Source organism: Candidatus Pelagibacter bacterium nBUS_28 (genome assembly GCF_051200915.1).
In the GTDB taxonomy this organism is placed as follows: domain Bacteria; phylum Pseudomonadota; class Alphaproteobacteria; order Pelagibacterales; family Pelagibacteraceae; genus Pelagibacter.
In genome coordinates, this window is sequence record NZ_CP172844.1 from 340,529 (window position 1) to 359,144 (window position 18,616).

The 18,616-nt window shown below is 32.8% G+C and carries 17 protein-coding genes; 7 read left to right on the top strand and 10 right to left on the bottom strand.

Annotated features, from left to right (window positions below):
• Positions 1–33: 33 nt before the first annotated feature.
• The 8 genes from ACIJYC_RS01700 to ACIJYC_RS01735 all read right to left on the bottom strand — a co-directional run bounded on the left by ACIJYC_RS01700 (position 34) and on the right by ACIJYC_RS01735 (position 9,342).
• A complete protein-coding gene (locus ACIJYC_RS01700; RefSeq protein WP_435086585.1) occupies positions 34–456 on the bottom strand; it encodes a hypothetical protein in 423 nt (140 codons plus the stop codon).
• 8 nt (positions 457–464) lie between these two features.
• Positions 465–1,868, bottom strand: coding sequence for an FMN-binding glutamate synthase family protein (locus ACIJYC_RS01705; RefSeq protein ID WP_435088738.1), 1,404 nt, complete (start codon positions 1,866–1,868; stop codon positions 465–467).
• Complete coding sequence (locus tag ACIJYC_RS01710) at positions 1,868–2,722, bottom strand: GXGXG motif-containing protein (RefSeq protein WP_435088739.1); 855 nt, start codon at positions 2,720–2,722, stop codon at positions 1,868–1,870. Before ACIJYC_RS01710 ends, ACIJYC_RS01705 begins: the two co-directional genes overlap by 1 nt.
• Positions 2,710–3,654 (bottom strand): glutamine amidotransferase, encoded by a 945-nt coding sequence (locus tag ACIJYC_RS01715; protein WP_435090768.1) that lies wholly within the window; start codon positions 3,652–3,654, stop codon positions 2,710–2,712. Before ACIJYC_RS01715 ends, ACIJYC_RS01710 begins: the two co-directional genes overlap by 13 nt.
• Positions 3,655–3,685: 31 nt before the next feature.
• Entirely contained in the window at positions 3,686–5,155 is a 1,470-nt protein-coding gene (locus ACIJYC_RS01720) for a glutamine synthetase family protein (protein ID WP_435088741.1), read from the bottom strand.
• Positions 5,156–5,227: 72 nt separating this feature from the next.
• Positions 5,228–6,556, bottom strand: coding sequence for an NAD(P)/FAD-dependent oxidoreductase (locus ACIJYC_RS01725; protein ID WP_435167098.1), 1,329 nt, complete (start codon positions 6,554–6,556; stop codon positions 5,228–5,230).
• A gap of 102 nt (positions 6,557–6,658) precedes the next feature.
• Positions 6,659–7,009 (bottom strand): hypothetical protein, encoded by a 351-nt coding sequence (locus ACIJYC_RS01730; RefSeq protein ID WP_435117251.1) that lies wholly within the window; start codon positions 7,007–7,009, stop codon positions 6,659–6,661.
• A 5-nt stretch (positions 7,010–7,014) separates the two neighbouring features.
• A complete protein-coding gene (locus ACIJYC_RS01735) occupies positions 7,015–9,342 on the bottom strand; it encodes a DUF1989 domain-containing protein (RefSeq protein WP_435167101.1) in 2,328 nt (775 codons plus the stop codon).
• Positions 9,343–9,450: 108 nt separating this feature from the next.
• Between ACIJYC_RS01735 and ACIJYC_RS01740 the strand changes: the two genes are divergently transcribed.
• The 6 genes from ACIJYC_RS01740 (at position 9,451) to ACIJYC_RS01765 (ending at position 15,168) form a co-directional block, all read left to right on the top strand.
• Entirely contained in the window at positions 9,451–10,395 is a 945-nt protein-coding gene (locus tag ACIJYC_RS01740; protein ID WP_435167104.1) for an ABC transporter substrate-binding protein, read from the top strand.
• Positions 10,396–10,468: 73 nt separating this feature from the next.
• Complete coding sequence (locus tag ACIJYC_RS01745; protein WP_435167107.1) at positions 10,469–10,954, top strand: hypothetical protein; 486 nt, start codon at positions 10,469–10,471, stop codon at positions 10,952–10,954.
• Positions 10,955–10,986: 32 nt separating this feature from the next.
• A complete protein-coding gene (locus tag ACIJYC_RS01750; protein WP_435167110.1) occupies positions 10,987–11,364 on the top strand; it encodes an MORN repeat-containing protein in 378 nt (125 codons plus the stop codon).
• Positions 11,365–11,916 carry a hypothetical protein gene (locus ACIJYC_RS01755; protein WP_435167113.1) on the top strand — a complete coding sequence of 184 codons (552 nt, stop codon included), beginning with the start codon at positions 11,365–11,367 and terminating at the stop codon, positions 11,914–11,916.
• A gap of 63 nt (positions 11,917–11,979) precedes the next feature.
• On the top strand, positions 11,980–13,011 hold the full coding sequence (locus ACIJYC_RS01760) for a quaternary amine ABC transporter ATP-binding protein (protein ID WP_435167116.1): 1,032 nt from the start codon (positions 11,980–11,982) through the stop codon (positions 13,009–13,011).
• Between the two features lie 3 nt (positions 13,012–13,014).
• Complete coding sequence (locus ACIJYC_RS01765; RefSeq protein ID WP_435167119.1) at positions 13,015–15,168, top strand: ABC transporter permease; 2,154 nt, start codon at positions 13,015–13,017, stop codon at positions 15,166–15,168.
• On the opposite strand, the gene ACIJYC_RS01770 is transcribed toward ACIJYC_RS01765, so the two are convergent.
• Positions 15,165–15,539, bottom strand: coding sequence for a cupin domain-containing protein (locus tag ACIJYC_RS01770; RefSeq protein WP_435167122.1), 375 nt, complete (start codon positions 15,537–15,539; stop codon positions 15,165–15,167). The two genes, ACIJYC_RS01765 and ACIJYC_RS01770, sit on opposite strands and share 4 nt — an antisense overlap.
• A gap of 23 nt (positions 15,540–15,562) precedes the next feature.
• The gene (locus ACIJYC_RS01775; protein ID WP_435167125.1) at positions 15,563–16,900 is read right to left on the bottom strand and encodes an NAD(P)-binding domain-containing protein; all 1,338 of its coding nucleotides are present in this window, start codon (positions 16,898–16,900) and stop codon (positions 15,563–15,565) included.
• A gap of 89 nt (positions 16,901–16,989) precedes the next feature.
• On the opposite strand from ACIJYC_RS01775, the gene glpK reads away from it, so the two are divergent.
• Positions 16,990–18,468: a glycerol kinase GlpK gene (gene glpK / locus ACIJYC_RS01780; RefSeq protein ID WP_435167128.1), complete on the top strand. Its 1,479-nt coding sequence runs from the start codon at positions 16,990–16,992 to the stop codon at positions 18,466–18,468.
• The last annotated feature ends 148 nt before the right edge of the window (positions 18,469–18,616 follow it).

The following is an 18,616-nucleotide window of genomic DNA, read 5'->3' on the forward strand; positions in this document are numbered from 1 at the left end:
TTTTTAATTAATTATCAACTTAAGATTGTTTTATTAGAATTTTAAGTAAGCTTTTTTCAAATCAACAAGAGGATGTTTTGGAGACATTTGAAACTTAACCAAAAGTTCTCTTGCAATCATATCTCTATCTTGTTGGTTGTTAGGAAGTTTAATAGATTTTGGAATAGTAACCCAGCCATTTGCGTTTCTACAAAATACAGCTGGTTTTCCTTCTTCATAACCCATATGAACATCTTCTAACCAGTTAAGATCATCCCAACCCATAGCTTCTACATATTTTTTAAGAAATGGAGTAATTCTTTTATAATCAGGAAGTAAGTTTACATCATATCTATAACCAATATGTTGGCCAATTAGTTTTTCTCTTGCTGTTTCTTTAAAAGTACCAAGCTTAAGTTTTTTCTCTTTTTTAACTTTGCTTTTTACTTTTGTTTTTTTTGTTTTTTTCTTAGCCATAGTTACCTCTATATTTTATGATAGTTATCAACACCAACTGTGTAGTTTGTTCCAGCTAATGGAACTTTTGCTAAAGCAGATGCTTCCGTAGTTAATGCAGCTAAATCTTCAGGCTCTAAAGAGTGAATATTAGTTTTACCACATGCTCTTGCTAAAAGTTGAGCTTCTAACGTCATTGCATGAAGATAGTTGTAAACTCTAAGTGCAGCATCATCAGGATTTAATCTTGCTCTTAGCTTAGGGTCTTGTGTTGCAACACCAACTGGACAACGACCAGTATGACAGTGATAACATTCACCAGCTTTTACACCCATTTCTTTTTCAAAGTTAGCTTCTGGGATATCTTTATTACAGTTTAAGGCGATCATTGATCCAGTACCTATTGCAATTGCATCAGCACCTAACGCTAAAGCTTTTGCCATATCAGCACCATCTCTTACACCACCCGCATAAATTAAAGTAACTTTACCAGTTTTACCCACATCGTCGATTGCTCGTCTTGCTTCTCTGATAGCAGCTATTCCTGGAATACCAGTATTTGCAGCTGCGATATGAGGTCCTGCACCAGTTGAACCTTCCATTCCATCTAAATAGATAGAGTCGGGGTCACATTTTGCAGCCATACGAACATCATCATAAACTTTTGATGCACCAAGTTTTAACTGAATTGGAACTTTGTTTTTTGTTAATTGTCTTAATTCTTCAACTTTTAAAGCTAAATCATCTGGACCTAACCAGTCAGGGTGTCTAGCAGGTGATCTTTGATCGATACCTGAAGGTAATGATCTCATCTCAGCTACTTGGTCAGTTACTTTTTGACCCATTAAGTGTCCACCCATTCCAACTTTTTGACCTTGACCAATGAAAACTTCAATTCCATCTGCAAGTTGAGCGTGATGTGGATTAAAACCGTATCTTGATTGAATACATTGGTAGTACCATTTTTCAGAATATCTTCTTTCATCAGGTATCATTCCACCTTCTCCTGAACAAGTTGCACTACCAGCCATAGTAGCTCCTCTTGCTAAAGCAGTTTTTGCTTCATAAGAAAGTGCTCCAAAACTCATACCAGTAATGTAAACAGGTATATCAAGTTCAATCGGGTTTTCACATCTTGGTCCAATTACAGTCTTAGTTTCACATTTTTCTCTGTAACCTTCGATTACAAATCTTGTAAGTGTTCCAGGTAGAAAAACTAGATCATCAAATGTTGGAATTTTTTTCATTAATGCCATTCCACGCATTCGGTATCTACCTAACTGAGATTTGATATGAATATCGTCTATTACCTCAGGAGTAAAAATAGCATTATGACCTAATAAACTTTTATTTCTTTTTCCATCTTCATGTGCATGAACGTCTGTTTTTCCACCAACGCCCTTACCATTTTTTTTTGTTTTTTTCTTAGGCATTAAATTGCTCCTTTTTTCTCTGTAGGTTCTAAATTATCGTAATTCCAAAGTTTTTTACCAGCTACAATTTTTTTCATTTTGCTTACATCAAAATTTTCACCGATTTCTGCAACTTTTAATTTTCGTTTTAACCAGTCTTGGTCACTTTTTGAAAGATCAGCATCAACAGCATCACTACCATATGAGCCAATACTTCCGCCAACAAAAATAGTACCATCATACATAGAGTCACCTAAATTTATTCCAACATCCCCAAGAATAATTATTCTACCTCTTTGCATCATGAAACCTGTAAATGCACCAGCGTCACCACCAACAATAATTGTTCCACCTTTCATATCAATACCAGTTCTAGCACCAACACTACCTTTGCAAATTAAGTCTCCACCTCTGATAGCTGCTCCAAAACATGATCCTGCATTTTTTTCGATTACAACTTTACCAGCCATTAAGTTTTCAGCACAAGACCAACCAACTCTACCATTAATTCTAACAGTAGGGCCATCACATGAACCCATACCAAAATAACCTAAACTTCCTTCAAAAATTAAGTTTAATTTATTCAAAATTCCAACACCTAAACTATGTTTTCCTTGTGGGTTTTTAATAACAATAGTTCCAAAACCTTGACTCATTAAATTATCGATTTCCTTATTAGCTTCTGGAGCCGACATATCTTTTACATCAAGATCTGTTCTTTTATTGAAATCAACATCATAAGTACCAAAGTAATAAAAGTTTTCAGCTTCATCAGGGTTAAAAAACTTTTGTTGAGTTCTTCCTGTTAAAACTTCACTGTGCATACCCATTGACTGGGCTTTTGATTTCTTCTCGCTTGTTTTTAGATTTGCCATACTTTTACCTCTCCATCAAATGGATCATATGTATCAATTTCTTGCGGTAAAACTGATCTGATCGCTATTTCTTCTGAACCCATTGCAACTAAATCATCTGACTCGTAAAGAACTAGTGGCTTTGCTGCCATAGTATCTTTTGCCATTCCTAACGAGTCGCTTGTTGCAACAAAATAAGTGAATACTCCATCAAGTCCTGTTAAGGAGTCTCTCATACCTTCTTCAAGACTTGCTCCTTCTCTCATTTTTTGAGCAATATAAACTGCGATTAATTCTGAGTCACACTCAGACATAAATCTCATACCTTTATTTTCTAATTGTCTTCTATTGTTCCAATAATTTGTAAGTTGTCCGTTATGAACCACTGATACATCGCTAAAAGGATAACCCCAAAAAGGGTGGGCTGATTTAATATCAACACCAGATTCTGTTGCCATTCTAGCATGACCAATTGCATGAGTTCCAACAAGTTTATCTAATGAATATCTATCACAAACTGCTTTAGCATTTCCTAAGTCTTTAATTACTTCCAACGATTTTCCCATTGAAAGAATTTCAACACCTGGGATGCTTTCAATTTTTTGAGAAAAATCTAATAGATCTTTTTTATCATAAGAAATTTCATATCTTAGTGAATAGGGTAGAGTTCTTTCTTCTTTTAGAACTTTAGCCCCTAACTCTGCTAAATATTGATCTACTATCTTTTTTCTTTCATCGTAAACTGAAACATCTTCCATAATTGATGAGCTTCCTTCACCAACATTTTCTCCAACTTTGAAACGCATGATAAAATTTTTACCATCTGTATCACCGTATAGAGCGTAACCTGTTGAGTCTTCACCTCTATGCTTTAATGCTTGAAGCATACCTTGTAATTCGCTTCCAACATTTGAAGATTTACCTCTATGTATTAATCCAGCTATCCCACACATATATTTTACCCCTTTTATTTATTTTTAAGACCTACGGTAGACAATCAAGATAAGTGTCCAGATCCCATTGAGTTGTTGCACCTAAAAATCTTTCCCATTCATCATTTTTATACCAATGAAATACTTTATACATTTCATCTGGCATAGCTGATTTAATAACTTCATCTTCAGATAGGCGATCTAATGCTTCACCAAGACTTAAAGGTAATTTTTTAACTTCTTTTCCAGCTGCTTGAGCTTCGTACATACTTCTAGATTCTGGTTTTCCTGGATCAATGTTATTTGATATCCCATCTTCAAAACATTTTAATAACCCTGAACCCATCAAGTAAGGATTATGCATCGAGTCAACTGAACGATATTCAAATCTTCCTGGTGCTGATACTCTTAATCCACAAGTTCTATTTTGATATCCCCAGTCTGCATAAACTGGTGCCCAAAAACCTGTATCCCATAATCTTCTATAAGAGTTTACTGTTGATGATCCAATTGCAGTCAAAGCACCTAAGTGCTTCATAACACCACCAATAGCTTTTAATCCAACTTTACCTGGTAACTGAACATCTTTAGTATCTGGCATAAAAGTATTTGTTCCACCTTCTACATATGTGAATACATGGTCCATAGCTGGTAAAGACTTATGAGATAATTTGTTAACTTTATCTTTTCCACCTGTCCATAATGACATATTAGTGTGACAACCACTTGCAGACACTCCCATAAAAGGTTTTGTCATAAAGCAAGCGATTAAATTAAATTCTCTAGCAACTTGAGCACAAATTTGTCTGTAAGTTGAAAGCCTGTCTGCATTTCTTAACACATCATCATACATCCAGTTCAATTCTAATTGTCCTGGTGCGTCTTCATGATCACCTTGAATCATGTCAAAGCCCATTGCTCTAGCATATTCAAAAACCTTCATGAAAACTGGTCTTAACGACTCAAATTGATCTATGTGATAACAGTATGGTTTAGAAAAACCTTTTCCAGTAGGGGTACCATCTTCATTTTTTGTTAGCCACATCATCTCTGGCTCAGTTCCAACTCTTAACTGATATCCATGTTTTTTCTTAAATTCTTGGGCGTGAATTCTTAAGTTACCACGACAATCTGATGTTAAATGAGCGCCAGGGTTTTCTCTTTCTTCTCTGTTTCTAAAACAAGTTACAAATACTCTTGCTACTTTTTTATCCCAAGGAAGTTGACAAAATGTTTCTGGATCAGGAATACCTACAAGTTCTTTTGCTTCAGGTCCATAACCAATATAATTACCATGACGATCTGTAAATAAGTTTGCTGTTGCACCATAGACTAATTGAAATCCTTTTTCACAAGTTCTTTCCCAGTGATCTGTGGGAATACCTTTACCTACAACTCTTCCAGTAACAGAAATAAATTGAAAAAAAATATATTCAATACCAAGTTCATTAATCTTAGCTCTAACTTGCTTTACTAACTTTGCTCTACCTGGTTGGTTAACGTGTTTGTCTAGATCAGTCATTATTTTCATCCCCCAATGAATTTTATTTATTCAAAGTTAGCTGAAAAACTTATTAGTGTCTAGGCTTGAAGTTTAACTCCAAGGGAACGGACTGTTCGATGTAGGGTGAAGCTCACCTTTCTCGTAACGGTTGAATCTAAACGGTTTTAATAAATCACTTTCAGTACCAAGAATTTCTTTAGCCACAAGTTCTCCAACACCAATCATTTTATACCCATGGTTAGCATCAGCAATCATATAAACATTTTCTAAAAATCTATCAAAGATTGGAAATGAATCTGGAGTCATACATCCAAGACCACCTGATGGTCCTTTTCTATAAAGATCTGATTTACCTTCAAATCTTTTTTGGCAATGGGCTAAAGCTGAGCACCACATATCATTAAATGCATCAGTGGTTTGAAATTCTGGAGAGTCTAAACCGTATGGATCTACATTAATTTTATCAAAATGTTTATCAACTATGTATGGAGAAGTTCCTCCTTGAACACCCAAACCTTCAATATCAGGTTTATAATAAATTCCCCAAATTTCCTCTGTAATTAATTTTTTTGTTTTGTCTGAGTACAATGGTGCAGTAGAGTCAACGTGGATTACTGGTGGTTGTTTTCCATTATTCATCTTTAAAAAATCTGGCTCAACACCAATTACACCTTCTTGAAGCATCCAATATGTCCACATATCAGTTTCGTGTAATTTACCATCTTTGCCCTTTATATTGGCTTTTTTAGGAAGCTCTAACATGTTCCAAAAGTCTCTAGCCCATGGACCTGCTCCAACAACTACTTGTTCACATTCTATTGTACCTTTGTTAGTTTCAACTCCTGTAACTGCTTTACTATTACTGCCTCTTTTAAATCCCGTAACTGTTACACCCTTCATAACCTGGACTCCATTTGAAGTAGACTTATCTTCAAGTGCTTTTATTGAGTCTTTATTAAATGCGTACCCACCTTTTTTTTCATGAAGAACAGAAGTAATACCTTGAGCTTGCCAATCATCAAACATACCCTTCATGTAGTTTGTGCAATCTTTTTCACCTTCTATAAATTCTGAATCGTAACCGATAGCTTTTTGTTGTTCATAAATAGTTGAAACATCCTCATGCATAACTTCAGGAGAAATTTGTAAATAACCTACTGCATTATATTTAAATGCTTTTGGATCACTTTCCCAAACAGAAACTGAGTGAGCCATTAATTCTCTCATTGCCGGTTGGAAATAATTATTTCTAACAACTCCACAAGCAATACCACTTGCGCCTGCTGCAATATCTTTTTTTTCAAGAACTATAATATCCCCAGGATTTTTATATGTTTCTGAAAGTTTCCAAGCAGTACTCAAACCATGAATACCACCGCCTATAATTACTACTTTTGCTTTTGAAGGTAATGTTGACATAACAAAACATTATTTTTTACAAACAACAATTAATATAATTATTTATAGAACTAAAATTTATATATAAAAAATATATATTATGTAACTTTTAGAAATTAATAGCTAATAGCTTATGTTTTTAAGTGTAACTAAATAATCATTAAACTCGTTAATGAAGGACTCACTGGGCATTATATTTTTAATTCTCTGGTCAGTTGAAGTTTTTTCAAGACGAAAGAATCCTTTTTCACATGCTTCAGTAATAATTAGTGCAGATTTTGGTCTAGAAGTTTTAAATAGCTTAGTTTTAAGTTCCTCTACAGATAATTTTTTATTTTCTTTATAAGCTGACATCACTAATAGCATCATGTGATAATGGGAAGGTGACTTTCTAAAAAAATAATTACTAGAAGTGTGAGATTGCTTCATTTGATCTTCCCAGAAATTTAAAAGAGTTTTTTTATCCTTAGGCATTACACTTATGCTCTTACTTTAGATTTTGTTGGATCGTAGAATGGGAAAGCAATAACTTTTGCGCCAATTCTTTTTTGATGTCCATCTAATTTGCCAACCTCAACTTCAGTTCCAATTTCAGAGTATTTTACATCTATTCTGCAAAGAGCAATATTCTTCCCTAGTTTTGGAGAAAGCATAGCACTAGTTATTACACCAATTTGTGCTCGTCCTAAATGAACACAATCTCCATGAACAGCTGGTTCGTGACCAACTAGTTCAAGACCAACTAATTTTTTTTGTGGATTTGCTTTTCTTTTAACTAATTCTTCTTTACCTATAAAATCATCTTCTTTAGTTTTAAGAGGTACAGTAAAACCAATACCTGCTTCAAAAGGATCTGTTTGATCATCAAATTCATAACCATAAAAAATTAAACCAGCTTCTATACGAACCATATCTAAAGCCTCTAAACCCAAAGGTGTGATATCAAATTCTTTTCCAGCTTCCCAAACTTTATCCCAAACTTCACTTGCATCTTTTGGATGACACCAAATTTCATATCCAAGTTCACCAGTGTAACCAGTTCTTGAAATAACAATAGGGGTACCTGTTTCATGATCAATTCGTGCAATATTAAATCTGAACCATTCAAGCTCAGTTATTGACGGTTGGATAGGCGCAGTCCAAACAAATTTTTCTAAAATTTTTCTACTGTTTGGTCCTTGAACTGCAATATTATGTATGTGATCGGTTGCAGATTTTATCCAAACTTTATAATTCTTCTTTTTAGCTTGTTCTTTTAACCACTCTCCACTGTACTCGTCTCCACCAATCCATCTAAAATTATCTTGTCCAAATTTAAATAGAGTCCCGTCATCCAACATGCATCCATTTTCATAACACATTGCTGTATAAACAACTTGACCTACTGATAATTTTTTAACATTTCTTGTTAAAGCGTATTGCATTAAATTTTCTGCATCTGGACCAAGTATTTCAAATTTTCTAAGCGGAGAAAGATCAGTTGCGATTGCACTTTCTCGACATGCATTATATTCTTTTATTGTTCCTGAATTAGTAAAGTTATTTGCTAACCAAAAACCTTTATACTCAATAAAATTTCTTGTTAGCTCAGATGTTTTTTTGTGAAAACCTGTCTCTTGAGTAAGCTTTGGTTCAGCGTCTGTTTTCATTCTAAATGCAATAGCCTTTGAATACTTGTTATTTTTTGCATAAGTTCTAACAAATATATCAGTAGGGTTCCACCCATTAGCAGCATCGACATCACAAGGACAAGCCGAAGAAACGCATGTTAAATCTTTTAAAGCTCTAAACAAAACATAATCACCTGGTCTAGACCACGGCTCATCAAATGTTGCAACATTATTTGCATCAATTGCTGTATTGAAAAAAAGATTTATTGCTGACCAGCTTTTTCGAGCGTTAATGTCATATTTTCCCAATTCTTTGTTAAAATTATCAGTACAATTGATGTGCCCCATATAACCCAGATCTTCATAGTATTTAGAGGTACATGCCAAATTAAAAGTATCATGTCTTCCAACAGTATCTCTTACAACCTCAACCATTGCTTCGTGATTTCCATCATAAAACTTAGAAAACAAGCCTGGGCCTGGATAGGCACTACCCATAAAAGTTCTTGTTGCTTTATCGTCAATTATACTTTCAATCCCATCATTTAATTTATGGGTATCAAATGCTAAAAAATCAGAGCATTGTCTTCCACTCGTATCAATAATTTGAATATATTCTCCTGCTTTAACTTCATATGTTTCGGCAGTTCTTCTTTTAACGAGTTGTTCTACTATAGGATCACTTAATGGTTCAGGTAAAATAAACTGTTCATCTGTTTCTGAAAACTTTGCTCTATTGACAAATATAGTTAAGTCAGTTGGTGGATTTTGTTCGTGAACATTTAGTGGATTACCAGGTGCTGCGATTAAAATAAAACATTTATCTTTTGATGATAAAGTTATTTTTTCTCCCATCAAACAATCTTCATTAAACATTATTGATGATTTAGCTTTTTGAAGATTTAAGTTTTTTTTATTAAAAATTTTGGTAATTTTTTCATCATTTGTTATTATTCTTTTAGAAAATTCTGCATTTGAATTTTCTTTTAAATTTAAAATTGATAAATCGGGTTTACCCTGATCATTGAAAACTATAACTTCGCAAATTTGTTTGCCTTCATCATTTATAATTTCAATCTTATCTTCTGGAAAAACCTCAATTACAGATAAACCACCACCTTTAACAAAATATCTTTCAACTCCTGGTGGTAAGGTTCTTAAACCTGGATTTTTAATTTCGTTGCTAGTACCCAACATATGCTAAGCTTTTTAATAATTATTATAGAGCATAATATAATCAAAATCAGTTGACTAGAAGATTAATTCATAACATACTTTAACATTAATATTAATAGAGGGGAAACAATGAAAAAAATAACATCATTAATATCTGCTCTGATCATTTCTGTAGTAAGTTTTACAGGAGTATCTAACGCAGCAGATAGCAAAAAACCCATCGTAATTCCAACTCATAACTGGTCAAGCCAAATTGTAATGGCTTATGTTATTGGTGGAATATTTGAAAGTATGGGAAACAATGTTAGCTATGTAAATGCTGACTCACAAGCAGTATACGAGTCAATTAGAATTGGTGACGTATCTATTTCTCATGAAGTATGGGAATCTGCTTTTGGTAAATCATTTACTACAGCTTTAGACAAAGGTGGTTTATCTGATTGGGGTGACCATGAGGCAAGAACTCTAGAGGATATGGGTTATCCAAATTGGGTTACTGAAAAAGGATTATGCCCAGGTTTACCAGATTGGACTGCTTTAAAAAATCCTGCTTGTGCGAAAAACTTCGTAACACCTGACTCAGGTGGAAAAGGAAGAATGCTTGAAGGTCCACAAACATGGCATGGAGATTTAATACCTCAAAGGGTTGATGCTTTAGGTTTAGGAGATCTTTGGATGGTTAAATTTGCTGGTAGTGCTGATGCACTTTGGGCTGAATTATCAGCTGCGGAAAAAGAAGGAAGAGGAACAATTATCTTTAATTGGACACCAAACTTTACAGATGGTGCTGGTTTTACATTTATAGACTTTCCTCCATACACTGCTGGTTGTAGACCAGAAGACGGGGGTGACGGTAAATGTGGTTCTCCAGATGGTTATTTGAAAAAAGCTGTAAATGACGATTTTCCAAAAACTCATCCAGCAGCCTGCCGAGCGTTCAAAAAAATGTCATTCTCTACAAGTCAAATTGGTGCAATGGCAGCTTTAGTTGACGTTGACAAAATGACACATGAAGATGCAGCTAAAAAATGGTTAGCTGACAACAAGAGTGTTTGGCAAGCTTTTACTAAGTAAGGTCAAAACTAAATAAAATAATCAATCTCCCCCAACAAAGTTGGGGGGATTTTTTTTTAAGGCTACATTTTATATGCTTACAAAAAAAATGAATTCTATATTAAAATATTTTTTATTTTCATTCCTTGGTCTATTTTTTATTAATTTATCATTGGCACAGGATATAGACATTCAAGAAAGTATTAACTTAAGTTTCAAATGTGATTTAGAAAAAAAAATAATTAAAAATTCAAAATACAATTATCAAACTTTTTTAGCTAAAGACTTAAATGAAAAAAGTTTAGATAAATTTGAGATCGAAGCAATTAAACCAGAAAAACTTTTTATAAAAGGGTTGTCATTGTTCCTTTCAAAATCAGACAAACTAAATGTCAAAATTGTAAATAAAGATGTAGTTTTATTTAAAGCAATAGATCAAAAAGAAAATTATTCTGAGTCAGCTATCATAGATAGAAAATCTGGTGAATTAATTCATGAAATTACAAAAAATATTGAAAGTGAAAACTCTGAAAAAGATATTTCATTTTATTCATGCAATAAAAAGGAGAAAAAAGTTTAATTTTTTAAAATAATTTTGTGTAAAGTGTTTAAATGAAAAAATATCTAATTAGCATAATTTTTGGTTTATTAATTACATCTTCGGCTTTAGCTCGAAGCACTGGATGTAAAGAAGGTAATTGTGAAAATGGTTATGGTAAGTGGGTATATACAGATAAAACAACTTATGAAGGTGAATGGGTTGGAACAAAAAAACACGGTCAAGGAACTGAAACCTGGCCAAATGGATATATCTACAAAGGTGAATTTAAAGATAGTATGTGGAGTGGTATAGGAACTTTAAATTTTCCTGATGGCTCAACTTATGAAGGACAATGGACCAACGGTTTTATGAATGGAGAAGGAACTTTTACTTGGTCTGATGGAAAACAAAAAACAGGAACATGGATAAATGGAAAGTTGCAAGAATAAATGTCAAAAGAAAATTATTTGCATAAAATAAAAGAGTTACCGGAAATCACGAAGCAATTTGGTGGTTTGGTAATAATGATAATAATTGTAATCTCATCTTTTGCTATTTTGAATAATATTTTTGGTGAAGGAGATGAGTTAGTTGCAAAAATGAAAATTGAAGAAGAAAGAATAGCTCAAGCAAGAAAGCTAGATAAGCTAATTTCAAGTCTTCCCTCAGGAATTTTAGTATCTTTTGATGGAACTGATCATTTTAGATTGACTGATGAAGTGTATGAAAAGGTTTGTAATGCCACAAAACTTATTCCACAACGTGCAATTATGGGAGCCAATTTTCTAAATTTTAGAGCACATGAGTTGTATACGATGAATGGCAATAAGATTAGTGAAACGTTTGTTAAATGGGACTCAGACAAGAACAAATGTTTTGCAGGCTTTGTAGTAAGTGGAAAAAATGTTGGTGTAGATGAAACAATCACTGTTAGTGGTGAAGCTTTAAGTTTTTTAAGTACAGGTATTGATACAAGAGTTTATTTTATTAAAAATTTTTAGGAAGGAAAAACAGATTATATCGATTTTATTTTATTCTAATTTCGTATAACCTAATCACAATTTATGTCTGATCCAATAATTAAATGTGAAGGTGTATATAAAATTTTTGGTGAAAATGCCGAAAAAATGCTTGAAGAAGCAAATGGCAATGTAGATGCAAAAACTTTTCAAGATAACGGATGCATTGTTGGTGTTAACGATGCTTCTTTTGAAGTTTCTAAAGGTGAAATGTTAGTTGTAATGGGCTTATCTGGTTCAGGTAAATCAACTTTATTAAGATGCATATCAAGATTAACAGATGCTACAGGTGGAAAAATTTTTATAGAAGGTCAAGACCTACTTCAATTAAATAATAAAGAGTTGATTGATTTAAGACGTAATAAGATGGGGATGGTTTTTCAAAGCTTTGCTCTGTTACCTCATAAAACAGTTGTAGAAAATATTGCTTTTCCTCTTCAAATTAAGGGAATAAATACTGAGGATAGTATCAGTAAAGCAATGGATATGGTTAAACTTGTTGGTCTTGATGGAAGAGAAAACTATTTTCCAAGAGAGCTTTCTGGAGGTCAACAACAAAGAGTGGGTATAGCTAGATCATTAGCTGTAGAACCAGATATATGGTTTTTAGATGAACCTTTTTCTGCATTAGATCCTTTAATTAGAAAAGAAATGCAAGATGAATTTTTAAGACTTCAAGAAAAATTACAAAAAACAATTATGTTTATTACTCATGATTTTGATGAAGCTCTAAAGCTAGCTGATCGAATTGCGATTATGAAAGATGGTATTATTGAGCAACTAGATACACCAGCTAATATTGTTTTAAATCCAGCAACAGAATATGTGAGAAAATTTACCGAGGAGGTTCCTAGAGAAAAAGTTTTATTAATCGAAGATGTTATGGACGAAAGTACTAACAATAACTTAAGTGATTTAAAAGTTTCAAAAGATGAGATTATAGAGAATGTTGCAGAAAAAATCCTAACTCAAGAAAAAACAGTAGCTGTAGTAGATAGCAATAATCAGATTATAGGTTCTATTAATCCATCAAAAATAATCAATACGGTCTTTGGAGGGCGTAAAAATAATAGTTAAAATATGGAATTTATTAAAAAAAATCCTAAATTATTTCAGTGGTTATTTTTATTAATTGTATTTTTTGCACTATGTTTTGCGATTGAAGTTCCTGAAACATACAAATTTATAAGAGGGCAAGCAGAATTTATTAAAGATCCAAACCAAAGTTCATACGTTTTATTTGGTAAAGAGGTAAGATATTATGCTTTTGACGTTTTTTGGAGATTACCTCCACTACTAGGTTGGTTACCTATCTGGATAAACGACTCCTTGTTTTTCTTAATGAATGAGTGGATGCCAATGGAGTTTTGGAACGAAGATACTCAGGAATTTAAAACTCGACCTTTATTGTTGCAAATTACCCGAAATGTAACCTCTTTCATGACTTTTCTTATTGATTTAATAAGAGAGATTTTACTGGGTGGACTTAATACCATTGTTGCATTTTCTAGTTGGGATTGGATCGATGCAAATCCTTGGGCGGAACTACCAGGATTGCCATGGACAATCGTAGCAGCGGGAGCAACGATATTAGCTTATAAACTTAGCGGTAAAGGGCTAGCATTATTTTCTGCAATAGTGATGATTTACATTTCCATTTTTGGTCAATGGAAACCTTCAATGCAAACACTTTCTTTTATATTGGTTGCAGCACCATTATCGTTTATTTTTGGTTTAGGTTTAGGTATTGCGGCATTTAAAAGTAAAAGAGTTGAGAAAGCTTTATATCCAATACTTTTAGTAATGCAGACAATGCCTCAATATGCAGTTTTAGTTCCAGCAATTGTTCTTTTTGGAGTTGGTGACCATGCGGCAGTAATTATAACTATGGTTGTTGCGGTACCACCAATGATACTGTTAACTTTATTAGGACTTAGAGGAATACCGCCAGAAGTTATTGAGGCAGGCAGAATGAGCGGATGTAATAATTGGCAATTAATGGCAAAAGTATTAATTCCTACTGCAAGAAGAGATATCTTAATTGGAGTTAACCAAGTCATCATGGTGTGTTTTTCTATGGCAGTAATTTCTGCTTTTATCGGAGCAAAAGGTTTGGGATTTAATTTATTGCTTGCATTAAATCAGCTGAACATTGGGTTAGCATTAGAAGCCGGCTTATGTATTAGTTTGATTGCTATATTATTAGATAAAATGTCTTTAGCTTGGGCTAATAAGCAAATTGATTATTTTGGTAACTTGACTTTTTTCCAACGTCATAAAAATACATTCTTTTTCACAGCAGCAATAGTACTAGGAATTCTATTTGCCTACTTAGGATCTTTTTATTTTAAGGAAGGATATAATTATCTTTTTGAAGTTCCACACAATAAAGGAATATCAACAGCTGATTTTTGGAACAAAGGTGTTGATTGGATTTTTGATACTTTCTTTGTGTACATAAAAGCATTTAATACTTGGTTGATTGTAGATGTGCTTCAGCCGATGAGAGCCTTATATTTAAGAATGCCTGCTGTAGCTACATTAGTCTTAGTTGTTGGAGCGGGTTATATAATAGGTGGTATTCGTTCTGCTTTGGTTGTTTGTGGATTAACGTTGTTTATAGCCTTAAGCCCATGGTGGGACAGAGCTTTAGTGACAACTTACATGGCAACTTTTGGAGTTATCATATCTTGTATAATTGGATTTACAGTTGGAACATTGTGTTTTCAAAATAAAAATTCAGCAAGCTTTATGTTGGGAGTTTGTGATATTTTTCAAACCTTTCCATCATTTGTATACTTAATACCTGTGATGATGCTTTTTGGAATAACTGATACTTCAGTTTTAATTGCAGTAATTGTTTATGCAACTATACCTGCAACAAGATATACAATTGAGGGTCTTAGAAGTGTTCCTACAGCTTTGCATGATGCAGCAACAATGTCGGGAGTAACAAAATTTCAAAGATTATTTAAAATAGAGTTTCCTCTTGCTTTTCCTCATATGATGCTAGGATTAAATCAAACCATAGTATTTGCATTATTTATGGTAATTATAGGCGCTTTTATTGGAACAGAAGATTTAGGGCAGTATATTTTGAAAGCATTATCAGACAAAAAAGGTGCTGGTATAGGGCTAACATTAGGTATTTGTGTAGCGTTTATAGGTTTGATTTTTGATAATTTAATTAGGACCTGGGTGGACCAAAGAAAAAAACACCTGGGTATTAGTTAAGTTAAATATTCAACTTCAGAAAAACGATCTGTTGGAAAAATCCAATAAAATTTTAAAATTTCTTTTCCATTATTTTTTAAAGCATGTTTTGCATTCCCAGATATATAAACAACATCGTCTTTCTTAATTTCTTCAAGCTCTCCAGATTTATTTAATATTCCAGTACCATTAGTCACTACATATATTTCTGCAGGTGAATGATAATGTAAAGTCAAATCTCCTCCTGGAGCGATTTCAGCAAAACCAAGAGAAAGCCCAGTGCTTACTGTATAATCTGCATCGATTAAGAATTTCCATCTTACACCTGGATATTTATCTGTTGTTTGCCATTTTTGATCAGAAATAGACTTAAGGTTTTTAACAAACAACATGTTTTTAATAATAGTTTAACAATCTATTTTATATAAGCCTTCATGGAGTCATCCAATTCATCTAGCCATTCCGTATGATGCAAGGGAGATTTTTTTCCTGTAATCAAAGATTTATAACTATTATTTCTAAAAGTCATAATATCTTCATGTTTATGATGCTCCCATTCCATAAAAGTTTTATTAACTCCTTCTATGTCAAAATTTGGATAATCAGTGGCTTCAATAAGTTCTTTTGTATAATCACCCTGAAACCAAATTTTTTGCTCATCATCTTGCAATGAGTCTTCTCTTTTTTTCCACTCAAGACTATTTTTTGTCATTTCTTCTTTTGAAGGTAATGAAATTTTTTGAAGAATATAATCTCTTGCATACCAAGCTTGAGCATCAAACATGTTAAAAGTATAAAATTGATCCTGCATACCTAAATACATCATCTTAGGATTAGACTCCCAAAATATTCCTTTATATAAATTAAGAGGCCATAATAAATTACTCGTTTTTAATTTTAGCTCTTCTTCAAGAAAAGGAAAATGATGCAAATATCCAGTACATAAAATTATCGCATCCACCTTTTTTTTTGATCCATCTTTAAAGTGAACAGTGTTATCTGGATCAGCTTTAACCAATAAAGGTGCTTGGGTAATTCTATCAGGCCAATGATAATTCATTGGTGCAGTTCTGTGACTGATTGTTATAGATTTGCATCCATATTTGTAACATTGAGACGCAATATCTTCTGAAGAGTAACTAGTACCTACAATTAAAATATCTTTATCTTTAAATTCCAATGCATCTCTAAAGTCATGTGCATGCATTACTCTTCCACCAAAAGTGGAAAGTCCTTCAAATTCAGGCACATTTGGAGTGCTAAAATGTCCTGAAGCACACACAACATAATCAAAATCTTCGCTATAAGTTTTCTTTTTGACTAAATCTTCAACTGAAACAGTAAATAATTCACTTTTTTTATTGTAGCTCACCCAACGAACAGAAGTTCTAAATCTTACTTGTTTTTTAAAATCAGATTTAGCAAGTCTCCCACGTATATAATCTAAAACTACTTCTCTAGGAGGGTAAGATCCAATAGGCTTACCAAAATGTTCATCAAAAGAATAATCTGAAAATTCAAGACATTCTTTTGGTCCATTAGACCAAAGATATCTGTACATACTGCAATGAACAGGCTCTCCATATTCATCTGTTCCGGTCCTCCAACTATAGTTCCATAAACCACCCCAATCTTCTTGTTTTTCAAAGCAAACTATTTCAGGGATTTTTTCACCTTTTTTTTGAGCAGACTCAAAAGCTCTTAGTTGAGCTAAACCAGATGGTCCAGCACCAATTATTGCAACTTTAGTCATAAGTAGTCTCCTTTTTTAATTTTTATATAATCTAGTTTACTAACAAAATTAAAAAAATTACAATAAAAATATATTATAATAAATACTAAATGAAAAAATTTATAATCTCCATTGATCAAGGTACTACTTCAAGTAGAGCAATATTGTTTGATTTAAAAGGTAAACCTGTTTTTACCTCTCAAACAGAATTTACTCAATATTTTCCAAAAGATGGTTGGGTTGAACATGATCCAGAGGAGATTTGGAAAACTACTTTAAAAGTTTTAAAAGAGGTTGTTAAAAAAAGTAAAAAGCTAAAAGGGAAAGTTTTAACCATAGGAATTACAAATCAAAGAGAAACAACTATTTTATGGGATAAAAAAAATGGTAAACCAGTTTATAATGCAATTGTATGGCAGGATAGAAGGTCCTCAGAATATTGTAAAAAATTAATAAAACAAAAAAAAGAAACTATTATTTATAATAAGACGGGTTTACTAATTGATGCATATTTCTCAGCAACAAAAATTAAATGGATTATAGATAACGTTCCTAAAGCTAGAGACTTAATTAAAAAGAAAAGATTATTATTTGGTACAGTTGATAGTTTTTTATTATGGAAATTAACAAAAGGTGTTGATCATGCAACAGATGCAACTAATGCAAGTAGAACCATGTTGTTTAATATCTCGACAAATAAATGGGATGATCAAATATTAAGAATATTAAAAATTCCTAAAGAAATATTGCCAGTAGTTAAAGATTGTGCAGCTGATTTTGGTTATACCGACCCTTCAATTACTGGAACTTCTTATCCAATAACAGGAATGGTAGGTGATCAGCAATCGGCCACTATAGGTCAATGTTGTTTTGAGCCAGGTTCTGTAAAAAGTACTTATGGAACAGGTGCCTTTGTACTTTTAAATACAGGAAGTAAAAAAGTTTATTCAAAAAACAGGTTGTTAACCACAATAGGTTACAGAATAAATGGTAAAACAACGTACGCATTAGAAGGTACAATATTTATAGCTGGCGCTGGTGTTCAATGGTTAAGAGATAAAATAAAATTTATTAAAAAAGCATCAGATACTGAAAAGATTGCAAAATCTCTTAGTTCAAATAAAGGAATATATTTAGTTCCAGCTTTTACGGGGCTAGGAGCACCTTATTGGAATGTAAACGCTAGAGGCATCTTAACAGGCTTAACAAGAGATACAGGTCCAAAAGAAATTACAAGAGCTACAGTTGAATCGGTTGCATATCAAACCTATGATTTATTTGAGGCGATGAAGAATGACGGTTTAAAACCAAAATTAATTAAAGTTGACGGTGGCATGGTGTTAAATAATTGGTTTTCTCAGTTTTTATCAGACACAATTAATACGAAAGTATTAAGACCTAAGGTAAACGAAACTACAGCGCTTGGTGCGGCATTTATGGCAGGTCTTCATATAGGAGTTTATAAATCTTTAAAAGACATTGCAAAAAATTGGCAAGCAGACAAAAGCTTTAAACCAAGGATTAAAAATTCAGAAAGAAAAATCCTAATTGATGGTTGGAGTAAAGCAATCAAAAAAACTTTATCCTAATATTCAATTAGAAAGCGAAACTCTTGTATAAATTGAATTTTTTTTTGACATACACTCCTTGTTCAAGTTAACATAACCTCTCAAAAATAAACAATAACCAAATAATGGGAGAAGTAATGATTAATAAATTAAAAACTATTTTTACTAT

Excerpts from the sequence above, each read along its gene's own strand:
- ACIJYC_RS01715 (WP_435090768.1), bottom strand. The coding sequence starts at position 3,654 with ATGTGTGGGATAGCTGGATTAATACATAGAGGTAAATCTTCAAATGTT.
- ACIJYC_RS01765 (WP_435167119.1), top strand. The coding sequence starts at position 13,015 with ATGGAATTTATTAAAAAAAATCCTAAATTATTTCAGTGGTTATTTTTA.
- ACIJYC_RS01775 (WP_435167125.1), bottom strand. The coding sequence starts at position 16,900 with ATGACTAAAGTTGCAATAATTGGTGCTGGACCATCTGGTTTAGCTCAA.
- ACIJYC_RS01750 (WP_435167110.1), top strand. The coding sequence starts at position 10,987 with ATGAAAAAATATCTAATTAGCATAATTTTTGGTTTATTAATTACATCT.
- ACIJYC_RS01745 (WP_435167107.1), top strand. The coding sequence starts at position 10,469 with ATGCTTACAAAAAAAATGAATTCTATATTAAAATATTTTTTATTTTCA.
- ACIJYC_RS01770 (WP_435167122.1), bottom strand. The coding sequence starts at position 15,539 with ATGTTGTTTGTTAAAAACCTTAAGTCTATTTCTGATCAAAAATGGCAA.
- ACIJYC_RS01740 (WP_435167104.1), top strand. The coding sequence starts at position 9,451 with ATGAAAAAAATAACATCATTAATATCTGCTCTGATCATTTCTGTAGTA.
- ACIJYC_RS01720 (WP_435088741.1), bottom strand. The coding sequence starts at position 5,155 with ATGACTGATCTAGACAAACACGTTAACCAACCAGGTAGAGCAAAGTTA.
- ACIJYC_RS01725 (WP_435167098.1), bottom strand. The coding sequence starts at position 6,556 with ATGTCAACATTACCTTCAAAAGCAAAAGTAGTAATTATAGGCGGTGGT.
- ACIJYC_RS01710 (WP_435088739.1), bottom strand. The coding sequence starts at position 2,722 with ATGGCAAATCTAAAAACAAGCGAGAAGAAATCAAAAGCCCAGTCAATG.
- ACIJYC_RS01700 (WP_435086585.1), bottom strand. The coding sequence starts at position 456 with ATGGCTAAGAAAAAAACAAAAAAAACAAAAGTAAAAAGCAAAGTTAAA.
- glpK (WP_435167128.1), top strand. The coding sequence starts at position 16,990 with ATGAAAAAATTTATAATCTCCATTGATCAAGGTACTACTTCAAGTAGA.
- ACIJYC_RS01705 (WP_435088738.1), bottom strand. The coding sequence starts at position 1,868 with ATGCCTAAGAAAAAAACAAAAAAAAATGGTAAGGGCGTTGGTGGAAAA.
- ACIJYC_RS01755 (WP_435167113.1), top strand. The coding sequence starts at position 11,365 with ATGTCAAAAGAAAATTATTTGCATAAAATAAAAGAGTTACCGGAAATC.
- ACIJYC_RS01735 (WP_435167101.1), bottom strand. The coding sequence starts at position 9,342 with ATGTTGGGTACTAGCAACGAAATTAAAAATCCAGGTTTAAGAACCTTA.
- ACIJYC_RS01760 (WP_435167116.1), top strand. The coding sequence starts at position 11,980 with ATGTCTGATCCAATAATTAAATGTGAAGGTGTATATAAAATTTTTGGT.
- ACIJYC_RS01730 (WP_435117251.1), bottom strand. The coding sequence starts at position 7,009 with ATGCCTAAGGATAAAAAAACTCTTTTAAATTTCTGGGAAGATCAAATG.